This window comes from Pseudomonas sp. CFBP 13711 (assembly GCF_014842265.1).
GTDB lineage: Bacteria > Pseudomonadota > Gammaproteobacteria > Pseudomonadales > Pseudomonadaceae > Aquipseudomonas.
On sequence record NZ_JACYVI010000002.1, the window covers coordinates 442,800 to 459,533 of the forward strand.

Sequence of the window (16,734 nt, forward strand, 5' to 3'; positions counted from 1 at the left end):
CTTAATAAGTCCGAATCTTAGGTTCAAAAGTCGGAACAGTTTTCGGCGAGAAGTTCACGGCACGCTTGGCTACGCGTTTTTCACCCGGGAAGTACAGGGTGTGGCACAGCCAGTTCTCGTCGTCGCGATCTTCGAAGTCTTCACGGGCGTGAGCGCCACGGGACTCCTTGCGATGCTCTGCGGCGATCGCCGTTGCTTCAGCGACTTCCAGCAGGTTCTGCAGCTCCAGCGCTTCGATCCGGGCAGTGTTGAACGCCTGGCTCTTGTCGTTGATCTTGACGTTGGCGATGCGCGTGCGCAGGTCAGCCAGCTGGGCAATACCCTTCTGCATGTATTCGCCGGTACGGAACACACCGAAGTAGTTCTGCATGCAGCTCTGCAGCTCTTTGCGCAGGGTCGCGACGTCTTCGCCATCGGTGCGGGAGTTCAGGCCATTGAGGCGAGCCAGCGCGACGTCGATGTCGGTTTCGGAAGCGCGACGGTAGTCGACGCCCTCGTTGAGCGCCTGCTCCAGGTGCAGACCCGCAGCACGACCGAAGACCACCAGGTCGAGCAGCGAGTTGCCGCCCAGACGGTTGGCGCCGTGAACCGATACGCACGCCACTTCACCGACCGCGAACAGGCCCGGGATGATGGTGTCGACGCCGGCGGCGTCCTGGGTGATCGCCTGACCATGAATGTTGGTGGCAACGCCGCCCATCATGTAGTGGCAGGTCGGTACGACAGGGATTGGCGCCACGGCTGGATCGACGTGTGCGAAGGTCTTGGACAGTTCCATGATCCCTGGCAGACGGCTGTGCAGCACTTCTTCACCGAGGTGATCAAGCTTGAGCATTACGTGGTCGCCGTCAGGACCGCAACCGTTGCCGGCGATGATCTCTTTAACCATCGAGCGAGCCACCACGTCACGACCGGCAAGGTCCTTGGCGTTCGGCGCGTAGCGTTCCATGAAACGCTCGCCGTGCTTGTTGATCAGGTAACCGCCTTCACCACGGCAGCCTTCGGTGACCAGTACACCTGCGCCGGCAATGCCGGTCGGGTGGAACTGCCACATTTCGATGTCCTGCACAGGTACACCGGCACGCAACGCCATGCCCACGCCGTCGCCGGTGTTGATCAGGGCGTTGGTGGTGGAGGAATAGATGCGGCCGGCACCGCCGGTGGCCAATACAGTCGCGTCGGCGCGGATGTAGGAGGTTTCACCGGTTTCGATACAGATGGCGATGATGCCGACGAACGCGCCGTCCTGATTCTTCACCAGATCAACTGCGTAGTACTCGTTCAGGAATACGGTGCCGGCTTTCAGGTTGGCCTGATACAGGGTGTGCAGCAGCGCGTGACCGGTACGGTCGGCAGCGGCACAGGTACGTGCAGCCTGACCGCCCTTGCCGAAGTCCTTCGACTGACCGCCGAACGGACGCTGATAGATGCGGCCCTGCTCGGTACGGGAGAACGGCAGACCCATGTGCTCGAGCTCGAACACGGCTTCCGGGCCAACGGAACACATGTATTCGATAGCGTCCTGGTCACCGATGTAGTCGGAGCCCTTGACGGTGTCGTACATGTGCCAGCGCCAGTCATCGTTCGGGTCGGCCGAAGCGATTGCGCAGGTGATGCCACCCTGGGCGGAAACGGTGTGGGAGCGAGTCGGGAAGACCTTGGTGACGACAGCGGTCTTGTGGCCGCCCTGAGCCAGCTGCAATGCGGCACGCATGCCCGCACCGCCGCCGCCAATGATAATGGCGTCGAATGAAAGCGTATTAATGTTAGCCATGAATCAGATACCCCAAAGAATCTGCACACCCCAGACGAAGTAAGCGAACATCGCAATGCCGCACACCGCCTGAAAAAGGAAACGCACCACTGTCGCGGACTTGCCCAGCGCCATCGGCGTCAGGTAGTCGGTCGCGATGGTCCACATGCCAACCCAGGTGTGAGCCGCCAGGGCTACAAGGGCCAACAGGCTGAAGATGCGCATTGCGTTATGGGAGAAGAGCGCGTGCCACGTGGCGTATTCGATGCCAGGGTGAGCGATCAGGTACCCGATCAGGAAAATGAAATAAGCCGCGAGTACGACGGCGGAGACGCGTTGCGCCATCCAGTCATACAGGCCCGAACGAGAAAGGTTGGTGACGTTGGTTACCATATCCACACTCCTGCCAGAACGATCACCACCACAGACACGGCGATAACGATTTTAGAGCCCAGCTTGCCGCCTTCCAGCGTCTCGCCGATGCCCGAGTCCATGATGAGATGACGGACGCCCGCCACCAGGTGATACAGCAGTGCGGACAGAAGAGCCCAGATCACGAACTTGGCCAGCGGACTGGTCAGTCCCGCTTTCACCGACGCGAAGCCTTCCTCGGAGTCGAGCGACAGGTCCAATGCATAAAGCATGATGGCAATGCCGACGAAGAGGATGACACCGGAGATACGGTGAAGGATGGACGTGTAAGCAGTGATAGGGAGTTTGATGGTCCTTAGGTCTAGGTTTACAGGTCGTTGGCTTTTCACGGCTTTTTTTCACACTGAAGAGCCCTAACACTCAGGGCAAGTTGTTGGGAAGTGTACTGGTCAGGTACCCACTACCCAGGAAGTGACCAACCCCGTTGAATCGGGCCTGAAAGCCCCTGGCGGTCGGACGCCGAGTATAGACAGTTAGCCAACTAATGACAACGCGCAGACCCTGTCCCAAGGGTGGATTGCTTTAGCCCGATAATTGGCGTAAATGGCCCGTAATTTCGACGAAAACCCTGCGTTAAAGCCTTCTGCTACAAGACTTTTGGCAAATTGACTTTAGAATTTATCTCACTATAGTGATGCGGGCCCTGCGTGGGGGGTCTGTCTGATGATTTGAAGCATAATTAGGAGGCCACATGGCTGATAAAAAAGCGCAGTTGATCATCGAGGGCGCAGCCCCCGTCGAGCTGCCCATTCTGACCGGCACCGTTGGTCCCGATGTTATCGACGTACGCGGCCTGACTGCCACCGGACGCTTCACATTTGACCCTGGCTTCATGTCCACCGCCTCATGCGAATCGAAGATCACCTACATCGATGGTGACAACGGCATTCTCCTGCATCGCGGCTACCCGATCGAACAGCTGGCCGAGCAATCGGACTACCTGGAAACCTGCTACCTGCTGCTCAACGGCGAACTGCCAACCGCCGAGCAAAAAGCCGAATTCGTCGTCACCGTGAAGAATCACACCATGGTGCACGAGCAACTCAAGACCTTCTTCAACGGTTTCCGTCGCGACGCCCACCCGATGGCGGTCATGTGCGGTGTGGTCGGTGCCCTCTCGGCGTTCTACCACGACTCACTGGACATCAATAATCCGCAGCACCGCGAAATCTCCGCGATCCGTCTGGTCGCCAAGATGCCGACCCTGGCGGCCATGGTTTACAAGTACTCCATGGGTCAACCCATGATGTACCCGCGCAACGACCTCAGCTACGCGGAAAACTTCCTGCACATGATGTTTAACACGCCGTGCGAGATCAAACCGATCAGCCCGACGCTGGCCAAGGCCATGGACCGGATTTTCATCCTCCACGCCGACCACGAACAGAACGCCTCGACGTCCACCGTGCGCATGGCAGGCTCGTCGGGCGCCAACCCGTTTGCCTGTATCGCCGCCGGTATCGCCGCACTCTGGGGCCCTGCCCACGGTGGCGCGAACGAAGCCGTGCTGACCATGCTCGATGAGATCGGCGATGTGTCCAACATCGACACCTACATCGCCAAGGCCAAGGACAAGAACGATTCGTTCAAGCTGATGGGCTTCGGTCACCGGGTTTACAAGAACCGCGACCCGCGCGCCACCGTGATGAAACAGACCTGCGACGAAGTCCTGCGCGAACTGGGCATCACCAATGACCCGCAGCTCGAGCTGGCCATGCGTCTCGAAGAGATCGCCCTGACCGACCCGTACTTCATCGAACGCTCGCTGTACCCGAACGTCGACTTCTACTCGGGCATCATCCTCAAGGCAATCGGCATCCCGACCAGTATGTTCACCGTGATTTTCGCCCTGGCGCGAACTGTCGGCTGGATCTCTCACTGGAAAGAAATGCTCTCCAGCCCGTACAAAATCGGCCGTCCACGCCAGCTGTACACCGGCGAAGTGTCGCGCGACATCGTTCCGCTGGCCGAGCGCAAATAACTCGACAGCCACCACGACGACGCAAAAAAAGGCTGCCCTCGGGCAGCCTTTTTAGTGTGTGGCTTTAGCGTCGCGAGCGAACCGATCAGTTCTTCTCGGCTCGGTCCTTCAGCGCTTTTAGGGTGTTGAACGGCGCATCCACCACGAACTTGTTCGCCAGCCAGGACGGCACGCTGCCGCCAGGCTCGGTGTGCACCTGATAGGTCACCTCGGTCAGGTTGTCGCCCTTGGGCACGAACTTCCAGAACCCCTCAACCTGCGCCACCCGCACAAAGCCCTTCTCTTCCGGGATGTACTTGGGCTCGCCTTCCAGCTCACGGGTCACGCTGCCATCGGCGCCCTCCACCGTCGTCACTTTCAGCACCGAATCCCGCGGCGTGACCGGCCACGGCGTGTTGAACTGGGAGTAGGTCCAGGTCTTGTCGCCGTCGTGCTTGAGGATCTTCTGCAGCTTGCACTCGTGAATCCACGCGCAGGCAGCGGCTACGTCTTCCTGCAGCGCTCTGAGCTTGCCGATGCCCGCCTTGATGGTGGTCACGCCTTGATAAGCCTTGTACTGCGATCCGGGAACTTCGCTGAGGGAGACCTTGATGCCCTCCTCGTTCTTCGCGACTTTCCACTCTTCAGCCTGCGCTGAAGCAGCCACCCATACAGTCAGTCCCAAGCCGAAAGCAATGCGGTACAGCGAACTCATATGGTGTTCCTTATTGTTGAAGTTCAGTCGCGCCTCGGGTGCGCTTCACGCCACCGATGTCATGTTTTCCCACCAGCCGATCAGACGGATCGCGTCCTCGGGGCCGGTGCCACACACCTCAGGGTCCGCCGCAAACTGACCACACACCGCCGGCCTGCCCGGCTGTCCAAAAATGCCGCAGAGCATATCCAGCGACAAGTGCAGACAGCGCATGCCCGCAGGCTTGCCGTTGGGCATCCCGGGAATCGGTGAGGTAATGGACGGCGCGATGCAGCACGCGCCGCAGCCTGGACGGCATTCCATGAAAAGAACCTGTGTGGCAGTGAGAACGATGGCCTGATCTTACGCGCTAAAACACACGTTTGAAATCGAGCGCTCTGACAGCGTCATGGGTTCATCACTTTTTAAAGGTGAAATCCAGCGCGGCGCCTTCCACGTCCTTGCGCGCCTCATTGCGCAACTGCAGGTCCATTTCGTTGCTCAGCAGACGGCCTTGCATCTGGAAGTCCGGGTCAGCGTTCGCATCAGGGAACATCTTCGGAAGCAGCGGCTTGGCGCCGGCTGACGGGGCTTTGGCCTTCGACGCGGCAGTGATCACGTTGGACGGCGGGGTCAACTGTTTGACCATCTCGGGGGGCAGGCTCAGGTCCAGCGGGACTTTGTTGAGCTTGGTTTCCTTGACCACTTGAGACGCCGATTTGCTCTTGCTGGCCACCGGAGCGCGCCGCGCCACTTCGGCGTTATCCGCTTTAACCTTGGCGGATTTGGCGTTGGGGCCCGCTGTTTTGTCATCAGCTGTTTTGGCGCTGGTGACCGTTCGCGGCGCTTCAGCCGATGACTTGCCGGATGCGACTACAGGCACGGTCGTGATATTTGGCGCAAGGGTATGGACCGCTGGCGCGTCAGCCACAGACTTGTCCGGCAACGCAGGCGAAGGCTCAGGTCCGGAAGCAGGCTTCGCTGGTTCGGGAGACACGGGCGCCACAGCGGGCGCATCGGCAGACGCGGCAGGCGCCGAGGCGGTGGCTTTCGCCGGTGGCGTGGGCGCTTTATCCGCATCACAGGCGCTCAGCAACACCAACAACATCACACTTATACAACGCAGTGATTTCATAGTCTGAACGGCAGTAAGTAAGACAGGAGCCATATGCTGGCCCTTTGCACGGCGGCTGACAAGTTCCCTCGTCCGCCTCCCCCGATAGTAAGGAAAGCTGGCAACCCTACGAGTTCACCAGGATTGCCCGGCATCCTGGCACAACTGCTTGGCCAGCATGCCCACCGTCATCAGCGCCCTCTCTGCTTCCCGGTTCCACGGCAACCCGCAGTTAAGGCGGATGCAATGGTTGAACTGCTCCGTGTTGCTGAAAATCAGCCCCGGCGCGATGCTGATGCCCTGCTCCAGCGCGCGCACGTGCAACTCCTGAGTGTTCACCCGCCCCGGCAGACTTATCCAGAGAATGAACCCGCCCGCAGGCCGGCTGATCTGCGTGCCTTCGGGAAACATCTGCTGCACCGCCAGCTGAAACGCGCTGAGATTTTTGCGGTGCTCCTGGCGGATAAAGCGTAGGTGCCGGTCGTACCCGCCGTTTTCCAGGTAGGACGCCACCGCCATCTGCGTCACGCTGCACGCTGAATGGGTGCTGAAGGTTTGCAGGCGCTGGATTTCCGCCTGATATTTCCCGGCGATCATCCAGCCGATCCGCACTCCCGGCGACAGGGTTTTGGAGAAGCTGGAGCAGTAGATGACATGGCCCAGCCGGTCGAAGGCCTTCAATGCCTTGGTCTTATTCTGCTCGTACATCAACTCGCCGTAGATATCGTCTTCGATGATTTGAATGTCGAAGTCCGAGGCCAGGCGCAGCAGGTGTTTCTGCCGTTCTTCCGGCATGGTGCTGCCCAAGGGATTGCTCAGCCGCGAGGTCATCACCAGCGCTTTGATCGACCACTGATTGGCCGCCAGTTGCAGCGCTTCCAGGCTGATCCCGGTGTTCGGGTCGCTGGGTATTTCGATGACTTTCAGGCCAAGCAGATCGGCCAGTTGCAGCAAGCCGTAGTACGTCGGAGATTCTGCGGCGATCAGGTCGCCCGGGCTGGTCAGCACCCGCAGCGACATCTGCAGCGCATCGACACAGCCATGGGTGATCACCACTTCAGAGGGATCGATCACCACGCCGGCGTCGCGCATGCGAATCGCCACCTGACGGCGCAGCGGTTCGAACCCAGGGCTGAACATGTAATTGAACGCCCGAGGGCTCTGAAATCGGGTGACCTTGGCCAGTTGCTGATGCAACGCGCGCAGGGGCAAGTAATCGATGTGAGGGACAGCAGCGCCAAACGCGAACACCCCTTCCCGCCTCGCTTCGACCAGCACCTGTTGAATGATGCTGGCGCGGGTGACCAGACCGGGTCGCTCGACTCGCGCGATATCGGGGGTCGCCGCCGTGAGGGCCGGGGTTTGATGCACGTAGTAACCGGACTGCGGCCGCGCACGGATCAGACCCTGGTCTTCGAGATTGGCGTAGGCCTGCAGGACGGTGGCATGACTGACGTTGAGCTGGGAGCTCATCTTGCGCACCGAGGGCACGCGCTCGCCGGGCTGATACACGCCCCGGCGAATGTCTTCGGCCAGCTGTTGGGCAATACGTTGGTACAGCAACAGACTGGTCATTTCGCGTCCCTCGATCCCGTGCTTTGATCATGCGTGCGGCGATCGAAACGAAAGGATCACCGGAACAGTTCGGAAGTGTACGGTGACAGTTCCTGTTCCGGCTAGAGGGCGCGGTGTTTGAATCACCCGGATCCTGACAATCCCGTGATCCTTAACGAGGCGCGCTCAGATGGCCCTTGTCGTCGGAGAACACAATTTCCACACGACGATTCTGCGCACGCCCGCTTTCGGAGGTGTTTGCGTCCACCGGGTACTGATCGCCGTAACCCTCGACCTGAATCCGGTCTTCCTCGATGCCCAGATCAGACAGCACGTCAGCCACGGCCTGTGCCCGGTCTTTCGACAGCGCGAGGTTTTCCTGAGCGTCGCCGGTGCTGTCGGTGTAACCCTCGATGCGCACCACGCGCTTGGGATTGAATTGCAGGAACTGCACGACCTTCAGCACCGTGCGATTGGCCGAGCTTTTCAGTTCGGCGCGGCCGGTGTCAAACAGCATGTCGCCCAAGGTCATCACCAGCCCGCGCTCGTTCTGCTGCGTCGACAGGCTGATCACCTGATCTTCGGCCCACTTGCCCTGCTGCTGTGCGCCGGCCAGCTTGGCTTCACGCAGCGCCAGTTGCAGACGCTGACGTTCCAGCTCCAGCCGCGCGAGCTTTTCCTGATTCAACAGCAGCTTGCTGTGCTCCCGGGCGATCGCGCTGTAACGGCTGCTCAGGTAGGCGTAATGACTGACGTCGTCAGCGCTGCCGATGTAGCTCGACAGGCGCTCGGCCCTGCCCAGCAACTCGCCGGCGCGGATGACGTCCTTCGGCGCGCTGCGCAGAACGTTGGTGTCTTCCTTGACCTTCTGGTAATCGGCAATGGCGCCCTGCAGCGCCTGCTCACTGTTCTGGTGGCCGGCACAGCCGGCAAGACCGGCACTGACCAGCAAGAGGCCGAGACTGAGGCTTCGCGCAACGGCATTCATTGGCCAGCCCCCAACTGCTTGCGCAGACGCTCGAGGCGGATATTGACCTGGGCCACCTGCGCTTCGCTCTTCTGCGTCAGCACTCGAGCCTCGGCCAGACGCGCGTCCAGCTCGGCCTGTTCGGCCTGCATGCGAGCGTCCTTGTAGGACTTGTCCGCGATGTCGGCGCGAGCCTGGGCCAGCTTCGCCTGCGCTGTCACCAGGTCTGGTTCGTCATCCGTAGCACCGACCGCAGTGGCCTGGGCGACGGCCTGTTCGGTGAGCTTGAGTTGTTCGGTGGGCGCCGGGTCGTTGGCACAGCCCACGAGGGCGGCGAGCACGACGGCGGCGAATACAGGCTGGATTTTCAAAAGAAAGCTCAAAACACATTCCTACTGATGGAGGGCGCTACCGGACTGCTGCAATTGAATTTTCCACAGGTCCAGATTGCGCGTGACGGCTTCACTGGAGCGACCGGAAGCCGCCAATTCTGTCATTTTTTTCGCCAGCTGTCCGCGCAGCCATGGATCGTTGCAGGAGGAGTTGAACGACAGCGCCAGATAGAACCCAGGCCGATCGAGGGGCATTGGCTGGGTTTGCAGGTCTTTGGCGATGTCCAGCGCCTGGGTCACGGCCATACCGGCATAGCGGCCGGCGAGGACAAACTCGACCTGCCCCGCCGCCAGTTTCTGAAAGGCCTTGGGGAGGCTGGCCTGCTTCTCCAGCGTCAGGTGCGCCTTGATCGCCTCATCGAATCCGGCGGTCACGCGGGTCTTTTCGGACATGGCGCCGGGATGGCCCTGCAGATCGGCCAGGGAATTGAACGGCTGCTCATGACCGTTGCGGGTCCAGACCATGATTTCGTTCTGGGCGATGGGCGGGTGGATGAAGTCCAGGGATTCCAGCTCGGCGCTGTTGAGCGGCGTGTCGGCGAGCATGTCCATGCGCCCGGTGCGCACCTCTTCAAGGGCCTGGCTGCGCTTGCCGCCATACAGCAGCTCGACCTTGACGCCGATCTGTTGCGCCACCTCCTTGAGCAGGTCGGCATTGGCGCCCATCAGGTGCTTGGGGTCCTGCGGGTCGCGCCACAGGTACGGCGGGGCGTCAGGGCTGCCGGTGACGATCAGCCGGTCACACTTGCCCGCCGACCAGGCCAGCGACGGCAGCAACAGCAACCCGCTCAGCAGTGAAGCCAGCGTCTGCTTTGGCGACAACATGACAACGTCCTTTTTTGAGCCCATAAAAAAACCCGTCAGTTCCGACTGCCTGAGCGCTGGTTCATAGTGAACACGCTTGCGGCAGCCCGAACGAACGGGTTCTCTTTATAAGTCAGGGAAGTGGATTAAACCAGCTTCTCCAACTCCGGGATCGCTTCGAACAGATCCGCCACAAGGCCATAATCGGCCACCTGGAAGATTGGCGCTTCTTCGTCCTTGTTGATCGCGACAATCACTTTGGAGTCTTTCATGCCGGCCAGGTGCTGGATCGCGCCGGAGATGCCGACCGCGATGTACAGCTGCGGCGCGACGATCTTGCCGGTCTGGCCGACCTGCATGTCGTTGGGCACGAAGCCTGCGTCGACGGCCGCGCGGGAAGCGCCGACCGCTGCACCCAGCTTGTCAGCCAGGGTGTACAGGTGTTTGAAGTTGTCACCGTTCTGCATGCCGCGGCCGCCGGAAACGACGATCTTGGCAGCGGTCAGTTCCGGACGATCGGACTTGGCCAGTTCTTCGCTGACGAAGGACGACTTGCCGGCATCGTGGGCTGCGCTCACGGCTTCCACCGAAGCAGAACCGCCCTCGGCTGCCACTGCATCGAAGCCGGTGGCGCGAACGGTGATGACTTTCACGGCTGCCGACGACTGAACGGTCGAAATAGCGTTACCGGCATAGATCGGGCGCTTGAAGGTGTCAGCGCTTTCGACCGAGATGATCTCGGAGATCTGATCGACGTCCAGGTGCGCTGCGACGCGGGGCAGGATGTTCTTGCCGTTGGAGGTTGCAGCGGCCAGTACGTGGCTGTAAGCCGAAGCCAGCTCGACCACCAGCGGGGCGACGTTTTCCGGCAGTTGGTGCTCGTAGGCGGCGTTGTCAGCCACGAGGACCTTGGACACACCGGCGATTTTTGCAGCAGCTTCGCCGACGGCAGCGACGTTCAGGCCGGCGACCAGAACGTGGATGTCACCACCGATTTTGGTGGCTGCAGCAACGGTATTCAGGGTGGCGGGAGCGATTGCGCCGTTTTCGTGCTCAGCGATAACCAGGGTCGTCATCAGATCACCTTCGCTTCGTTTTTCAGTTTATCAACCAGTTCAGCAACCGACTTGACCTTGATGCCTGCGCTGCGGGCAGCCGGGGCTTCAACTTTCAGGGTCTTGTTGGTGGACGCAGTCGAAACACCCAACGCATCAGGCGTCAGCACTTCGAGAGGCTTCTTCTTGGCTTTCATGATGTTTGGTAGCGACGCGTAGCGCGGCTCGTTCAAACGCAGGTCGGTGGTGACGATGGCTGGCAGCTTGAGCGATACGGTCTGCGCACCGGCGTCGATTTCACGGGTGACGTTGACGTTGTCGCCGGACACTTCGACTTTGGAGGCGAAGGTGCCTTGGGCATAACCGCTCAGCGCAGCCAGCATCTGGCCGGTCTGGTTGTTGTCGCTGTCGATCGCCTGCTTGCCGAGAATGACCAGTTGCGGCTGCTCCTTGTCGACAACGGCCTTGAGCAACTTGGCCACGGCCAGCGAGGTCAGTTCGTCAGCGGATTCCACGAGGATGGCGCGATCGGCACCCAGTGCCAGCGCGGTACGCAGTTGCTCCTGAGCGGTGGTCGGGCCGATGGAAACGACGACGATCTCGGTCGCAACGCCCTTCTCTTTCAGGCGCACGGCTTCTTCTACAGCGATTTCGCAGAAGGGGTTCATCGACATTTTGACGTTGGCGAGATCGACGCCGGAGTTATCCGCTTTGACGCGAACCTTGACGTTGTAGTCGACCACTCGTTTGACAGCTACAAGAACCTTCATGGATTCCTCGTTTCTCTCCGGTGAAAAGAAATCGCCAGGCCAGGCCCGGCGATGGGTACTCGTCAGTGTAAGGAACACCTGTGAAAACAACGTATTCACGGTTGCTGAATGCGGATGTCAGCAAAAGCGGCCACGCTACGGCGGCAATCCAAGCCAGACGCCGATCGCCCGTGTAAACTGCAGCGCGCCGCCGGCCTGAGGCTGACGGTTGCGCGGGGCGATGCTCACGTTGCTTTTACCGGTGTTCTGCTACCGACGGTTCGTACGCAATCATCAGGGCTGACAGCCAACCCGTAGCCAGCGCAAAACCGCCCGTATCTTGACCGCAACGTCTAGTCGGGTCAATACGACATAAACGCCAGTCACAAGCCGTCTCACCATGATTTATCAGGGTTTCGGCCGATTCAAACAAACGTTTGTATTGGACCTGTGAGGTGGTGTAGATATAATGCGCGCCTTTGAGATGACACCCGGGCCAACGACCTTCCCGGTGTCGGTTTAGCCATCAATAAAAAAATACGCCGTTGAGCCTTGAGTAGGAGATAGCCTGTGGAACGCGAATTTATGGAGTTCGACGTCGTCATCGTCGGAGCCGGGCCCGCCGGGCTGTCTGCCGCTTGCCGCCTGAAACAGAGAGCCGCTGACGCCGGTCAGGAAATCAGCGTCTGCGTGGTGGAAAAAGGCTCCGAAGTCGGTGCCCACATCCTCTCCGGTGCGGTGTTCGAACCCCGCGCCCTCAACGAGTTGTTCCCTGACTGGAAAGCCCTCGGCGCCCCGCTCAACACGCCGGTCAAAAGTGACGACATCTATGTGCTGACCGGTGCCGACGCCAGTCAGAAAGTCCCGGGCGCATTCGTGCCCAAGACCATGCACAACGAAGGCAACTACATCATCTCCCTGGGCAACCTGTGCCGCTGGATGGCGCAGCAGGCCGAGAACCTGGGCGTAGAGATCTACCCGGGCTTCGCGGCTCAGGAAGCGCTGATCGATGAAAACGGCGTGGTCCGCGGGATTCTCACCGGCGATCTGGGCGTGGACCGTGAAGGCAATCCGAAAGAAGGCCTCTACACCCCCGGCATGGAACTGCGCGGCAAGTACACGCTGTTCGCCGAAGGCTGCCGTGGTCACATCGGCAAGCAATTGATCAACCGCTTCAACCTCGACAGCGAAGCCGACGCCCAGCATTACGGCATCGGCCTGAAGGAAATCTGGGAAGTCGATCCGGCCAAACATCAGCCAGGCCTGGTGGTGCACACCGCCGGCTGGCCGCTGGACATCATGGGCACCGAAAACACCGGCGGCTCGTTCCTTTACCACCTGGAAAACAATCAGGTCGTGGTCGGGCTGATCGTCGACCTGTCCTATGCCAACCCGTACCTGTCGCCGTTCGATGAATTCCAGCGCCTCAAGCACCACCCCGTCCTCAAGCAATACCTGGAAGGCGGCAAGCGCATCAGCTACGGGGCGCGGGCGATCTGCAAGGGCGGCCTGAATTCGCTGCCGAAGATGGTCTTCCCCGGCGGCGCGCTGATCGGTTGCGACTTGGGCACGCTGAACTTCGCCAAGATCAAGGGCAGCCACACCGCCATGAAGTCCGGCATGCTCGCCGCTGAAGCGGTGGCGGATGCGCTGTTCGCTGGCAACGAGGGGGGCGACGCGCTCAACGGCTACGTCGAGGGCTTCAAGGCCAGCTGGCTGCATGAAGAGCTGTTCGCCAGCCGCAACTTCGGCCCGGCGGTGCACAAGTTCGGCGCGATCTTCGGTGGCGCGTTCAACTTCATCGACCAGAACCTGTTCGGCGGCAAGATCCCCTTCACCCTGCACGACACCAAGCCGGACTACGCGTGCATGAAGCTGGCGGCCGATTCGAAGAAGATCGACTACCCGAAACCCGACGGAAAGCTGAGCTTCGACAAATTAAGCTCGGTGTTCATCTCCGGCACCAACCACGAAGAAGAGCAGCCGTGCCACTTGAAGCTGAAGGATCCGAGCATCCCGATCAGCGTCAACCTTCCCAAGTGGGATGAGCCTGCTCAACGGTACTGCCCGGCGGGGGTTTACGAGGTCGTGACCCAGGAAGACGGCGCCAAGCGCTTCCAGATCAACGCCCAGAACTGCGTCCACTGTAAAACCTGTGACATCAAGGATCCGTCGCAGAACATTACCTGGGTAGCACCGGAAGGCGCAGGCGGCCCGACCTATCCCAATATGTAAGGGATTCTGAGTAGGACCGGCTTTAGCCGGGAAAGCGTCAGCGGCCACATCGCACAATTGATGTTGCTCACACTGGCCTCTTCCCGGCTGAAGCCGGTCCTACCGCCGGGAAGCTTTTGAGGTTCGGCATCACCCCTCACGCTGATATCTTCAGCCGCTCGCCCTCTTCCCCCGGATTGCGCTCGAAGTAGCGTTTGTACTCGCGACTGAATTGCGACGTGCTCTGATACCCGACCTTGTGCGCGACCTGCGCCACCCCCATGCCCTCGCCGATGAGCATCTGCTGGGCCTTGAGCAGGCGCACGCGTTTCAGGTACTGAACGGGTGACAGCAGCGTGCTGCGCTTGAAATGCTCATGAAAGGTCGAGGCGCTCATGTTGGCGCAGCGGGCCAGATCCTCGACGCTCAGGGCCTGATCGTAATGGTCGCGCAGGTATTGCAGCGACGCCGCAATGCGCGCGAAGTGGCCGGTCTGTTCGACCAATGCCCGCAGCACTCCGGCCTGGGGACCGCGCAACGCGGCGTACACCACTTCCCTGACACGGGCCTGCCCCATCACTTGCGCGTCCAGCGGATCGTGCAGGCAGCGCAGCAACCGCTCGACGCTTTCGCGCATCGGCGCATCCAGCTCGGCGGAGGTCATGGACTCCGGCGTCTGCGCCCTGACCTTCACGTTCGGCGCCTCGCCCATGGTCTGCACCAGCTCGCCCAGCAGCGCGCGATCAATTGACACGGCGACGCCATACATGGGCGCTTCGGCCGTGGCGAAGGTCTCGCACATGAACGGCACCGACAACGCCTGCACCAGATAATGACCGGCGCCGTATTCCAGCGTTCGCGGGCCGAGGCGCGCGAGTTTGCTGCCCTGGGCGATGATCACCAGGCTGGGTTCATATATCTGCGGGCTGCTGGCGACGTAGTAATCCCAGGACATCGCCTGCACGCCCGGCACGAGGGTATCGACGAAACCCGGGCGCGGCGCCAGGGGCTTGATGAGAGAGACCAACTCGGCGTTGGCGTCGGAATGAGAAACAGGAGACATGGGCAGCCATACGGAGGATTTGACACCGCCATCATCGCAGATCAGCCCCGCGCCGGGTGAATCGATGTGTCAGGTTCGGAGGATCAGGCATGACAGGCGGAGGAATGACCATGGCCGGCGACGTCCCGGCTGCGGACAATGCACCGCCTCAACCGTCATCGTTTTTGCGAGGTTCTTCATGTACACAGCCATCGGTTACGCCGCCCAGTCCGCCACCGCTCCCCTCGCCCCCATGACGTTCAGCCGCCGCAGCCCGCGGCCGGACGACGTGGCCATCGAGATCCTCTACTGCGGCGTCTGCCACTCCGACATCCACCAGGCACGCAACGAGTGGGGCATCGCCGTGTACCCGCTGATGCCTGGCCACGAGATCGTCGGCAAGGTCACCGAAGTCGGCGCCAACGTCAGCAAGCACAAAGTCGGCGATCTGGTCGGCGTCGGCTGCATGGTCGATTCCTGCCGTCAGTGCGAAGCCTGCGCGCAGGACCTCGAGCAGTATTGCCTCGAAGGTCCAACCATGACCTACACCACTCCGGACCGCGTCGACGGCAGCAACACCATGGGCGGCTATTCCAACAACATCGTGGTCAGCGAGCACTTCGTCGTGCGTATCCCGGAGGAACTCGACCTGGCCGCTGCGGCGCCAATCCTGTGTGCGGGCATCACCACCTACTCGCCGCTCAAGCATTACGGCGTCAAGGCCGGCGACAAAGTGGGCGTGCTGGGCATGGGCGGTCTGGGCCACATGGGCATCAAGTTCGCCAAGGCCATGGGCGCGGAAGTGACGCTGTTCACCCGCTCGGCGAGCAAGGCTGAAGAAGGTCGTCGTCAGGGCGCCGATCACGTCATCGTCTCGACAGATACCGAGCAGATGAAAGCCGCTGCCGGTCATTTCGACTTCCTGCTGGACACCATTCCGGTGCAGCACGACTTGAACCCCTACCTGGAAACCCTGCGTTTTGACGGCGTGCACATTCTCGTAGGCCTGATCGAACCCGTCGATCCGGCGCTGCATGCGGCCAATCTGGTGATGAAGCGTCGTGTGCTGGCGGGTTCACTGATCGGGGGCATCGCCGAAACCCAGGAGGTGCTGGATTTCTGCGCCGAGCACGGCATTACCTGCGACATCGAGATGCTCGACATCAAGAACATCAACGAGGCCTACAGCCGCATGATCGCCGGTGACGTGAAATACCGTTTCGTGATTGATATGGCCACGTTGAAGGCCTGATCCACCGGTCGCCCCGCGCAATGCGGGGCGACCGGCGACCCCACACTACAGCGAGCGCTCAAGCCACTCCGGCTGGAGCGCGGATTCAGCATGAGGCGCCTCATCCGGCTCGGGCGCAGCGCTGGCCTCGGCGACCCCGTGGGCCAATGGTGCAACCTCGCTGGGTGCATGCTTTCGTCCCTTGACCACCGTCACCGTGGGCTTGGCGACCACCGCATTAGCAATCGCTTTCAGTGCTGTGGCCTGCTTTTCAGCGCGCAGGGTTGCGGGCGAAGGCTTCACAGCAGACTTGGCGGCCACTTCCGTTTGTGCGGCTGGCGAGCTGCCTCCGCCTTCGCGCTGGCGCAGCATTTCACCGGCGGCTTCACGTACCTTGCCCACGCCCTGCACCAACGTGAGACTTACGTGGATATCGTGCTTCAAGTGGCTGATGTATTGTCGGGTCTCATCGATCTGAAGTTGCAACTCAACCAAAGCGGCCTCAAGCAGTGAGAGAGTGGCCCGCAGCTTCGTCTGCTTTTTGCGTTTTGCGGTAGGCGTGGAGTCGAGACGGTCCCGCTGCTTGCCACGCTTTTTTTCCACCTTGCTGCGCTTCTTTTCGAACCTGGAAAGCTTCTTTTCAGCTTCAGCGAGGGCTTGTCCGCAGGCCTGCTCAAAATGCTCCAGCAAAAGGGTGGTGAGTTCCTGAAGCAGCAGCAGCGGTGTGAGCTGTATTTTTTTTCTACTCGCCATAACATCCCTCCTTCCCGAAT

The 16,734-nt window shown here is 60.7% G+C and carries 17 protein-coding genes; 3 read left to right on the forward strand and 14 right to left on the reverse strand.

Annotation, left to right across the window (positions count from 1 at the left end; translation table 11 throughout):
• Position 1 precedes the first annotated feature (1 nt).
• Genes sdhA through sdhC form a run of 3 tightly spaced genes read right to left on the reverse strand, consistent with a single transcriptional unit; the run spans position 2 to position 2,514 of the window.
• On the reverse strand, positions 2-1,774 hold the full coding sequence (sdhA, locus tag IFT47_RS06910; protein WP_192174889.1) for a succinate dehydrogenase flavoprotein subunit: 1,773 nt from the start codon (positions 1,772-1,774) through the stop codon (positions 2-4).
• Positions 1,775-1,777: 3 nt separating this feature from the next.
• Positions 1,778-2,146, reverse strand: a complete 369-nt coding sequence (gene sdhD / locus IFT47_RS06915; RefSeq protein WP_122538398.1) for a succinate dehydrogenase, hydrophobic membrane anchor protein — start codon at positions 2,144-2,146, stop codon at positions 1,778-1,780.
• Positions 2,140-2,514: a succinate dehydrogenase, cytochrome b556 subunit gene (gene sdhC / locus IFT47_RS06920; protein WP_133771634.1), complete on the reverse strand. Its 375-nt coding sequence runs from the start codon at positions 2,512-2,514 to the stop codon at positions 2,140-2,142. The genes sdhD and sdhC overlap by 7 nt, the downstream gene beginning before the upstream one ends.
• A 362-nt stretch (positions 2,515-2,876) precedes the next feature.
• Between sdhC and gltA the strand changes: the two genes are divergently transcribed.
• A complete protein-coding gene (gene gltA / locus IFT47_RS06925) occupies positions 2,877-4,166 on the forward strand; it encodes a citrate synthase (protein ID WP_192174888.1) in 1,290 nt (429 codons plus the stop codon).
• A gap of 85 nt (positions 4,167-4,251) precedes the next feature.
• Here the strand turns inward: gltA and IFT47_RS06930 are convergent, their stop codons facing one another.
• The 9 genes from IFT47_RS06930 to IFT47_RS06970 form a co-directional block, all read right to left on the reverse strand.
• Complete coding sequence (locus tag IFT47_RS06930; protein ID WP_192174887.1) at positions 4,252-4,860, reverse strand: START domain-containing protein; 609 nt, start codon at positions 4,858-4,860, stop codon at positions 4,252-4,254.
• A 45-nt stretch (positions 4,861-4,905) separates the two neighbouring features.
• The gene (locus IFT47_RS06935) at positions 4,906-5,163 is read right to left on the reverse strand and encodes a YkgJ family cysteine cluster protein (RefSeq protein ID WP_192174886.1); all 258 of its coding nucleotides are present in this window, start codon (positions 5,161-5,163) and stop codon (positions 4,906-4,908) included.
• A gap of 94 nt (positions 5,164-5,257) precedes the next feature.
• Complete coding sequence (locus IFT47_RS06940) at positions 5,258-5,770, reverse strand: translation initiation factor 2 (protein ID WP_192174885.1); 513 nt, start codon at positions 5,768-5,770, stop codon at positions 5,258-5,260.
• Positions 5,771-6,088: 318 nt separating this feature from the next.
• Entirely contained in the window at positions 6,089-7,528 is a 1,440-nt protein-coding gene (locus IFT47_RS06945) for an aminotransferase-like domain-containing protein (protein WP_122538388.1), read from the reverse strand.
• A 151-nt stretch (positions 7,529-7,679) separates the two neighbouring features.
• Positions 7,680-8,495: an OmpA family protein gene (locus IFT47_RS06950; RefSeq protein WP_192174884.1), complete on the reverse strand. Its 816-nt coding sequence runs from the start codon at positions 8,493-8,495 to the stop codon at positions 7,680-7,682.
• The gene (locus IFT47_RS06955) at positions 8,492-8,845 is read right to left on the reverse strand and encodes a DUF4398 domain-containing protein (RefSeq protein ID WP_192174908.1); all 354 of its coding nucleotides are present in this window, start codon (positions 8,843-8,845) and stop codon (positions 8,492-8,494) included. The genes IFT47_RS06950 and IFT47_RS06955 overlap by 4 nt, the downstream gene beginning before the upstream one ends.
• A gap of 21 nt (positions 8,846-8,866) precedes the next feature.
• Positions 8,867-9,688, reverse strand: coding sequence for a substrate-binding periplasmic protein (locus IFT47_RS06960; RefSeq protein ID WP_407073266.1), 822 nt, complete (start codon positions 9,686-9,688; stop codon positions 8,867-8,869).
• A gap of 128 nt (positions 9,689-9,816) precedes the next feature.
• Entirely contained in the window at positions 9,817-10,746 is a 930-nt protein-coding gene (locus IFT47_RS06965; protein WP_192174882.1) for an electron transfer flavoprotein subunit alpha/FixB family protein, read from the reverse strand.
• A complete protein-coding gene (locus IFT47_RS06970; RefSeq protein ID WP_192174881.1) occupies positions 10,746-11,495 on the reverse strand; it encodes an electron transfer flavoprotein subunit beta/FixA family protein in 750 nt (249 codons plus the stop codon). The genes IFT47_RS06965 and IFT47_RS06970 overlap by 1 nt, the downstream gene beginning before the upstream one ends.
• 549 nt (positions 11,496-12,044) lie before the next feature.
• Here IFT47_RS06970 and IFT47_RS06975 point away from each other — a divergent pair.
• A complete protein-coding gene (locus tag IFT47_RS06975; protein WP_192174880.1) occupies positions 12,045-13,709 on the forward strand; it encodes a 4Fe-4S dicluster domain-containing protein in 1,665 nt (554 codons plus the stop codon).
• Positions 13,710-13,845: 136 nt separating this feature from the next.
• Here the strand turns inward: IFT47_RS06975 and IFT47_RS06980 are convergent, their stop codons facing one another.
• Entirely contained in the window at positions 13,846-14,751 is a 906-nt protein-coding gene (locus IFT47_RS06980; RefSeq protein WP_192174879.1) for an AraC family transcriptional regulator, read from the reverse strand.
• A 178-nt stretch (positions 14,752-14,929) separates the two neighbouring features.
• Here IFT47_RS06980 and IFT47_RS06985 point away from each other — a divergent pair, with 178 nt between their 5' ends.
• Positions 14,930-15,982: an NAD(P)-dependent alcohol dehydrogenase gene (locus IFT47_RS06985; protein ID WP_192174878.1), complete on the forward strand. Its 1,053-nt coding sequence runs from the start codon at positions 14,930-14,932 to the stop codon at positions 15,980-15,982.
• Positions 15,983-16,027: 45 nt separating this feature from the next.
• Here the strand turns inward: IFT47_RS06985 and IFT47_RS06990 are convergent, their stop codons facing one another.
• Positions 16,028-16,714: an AlgP family protein gene (locus IFT47_RS06990; RefSeq protein WP_192174877.1), complete on the reverse strand. Its 687-nt coding sequence runs from the start codon at positions 16,712-16,714 to the stop codon at positions 16,028-16,030.
• Positions 16,715-16,734: the final 20 nt, after the last annotated feature.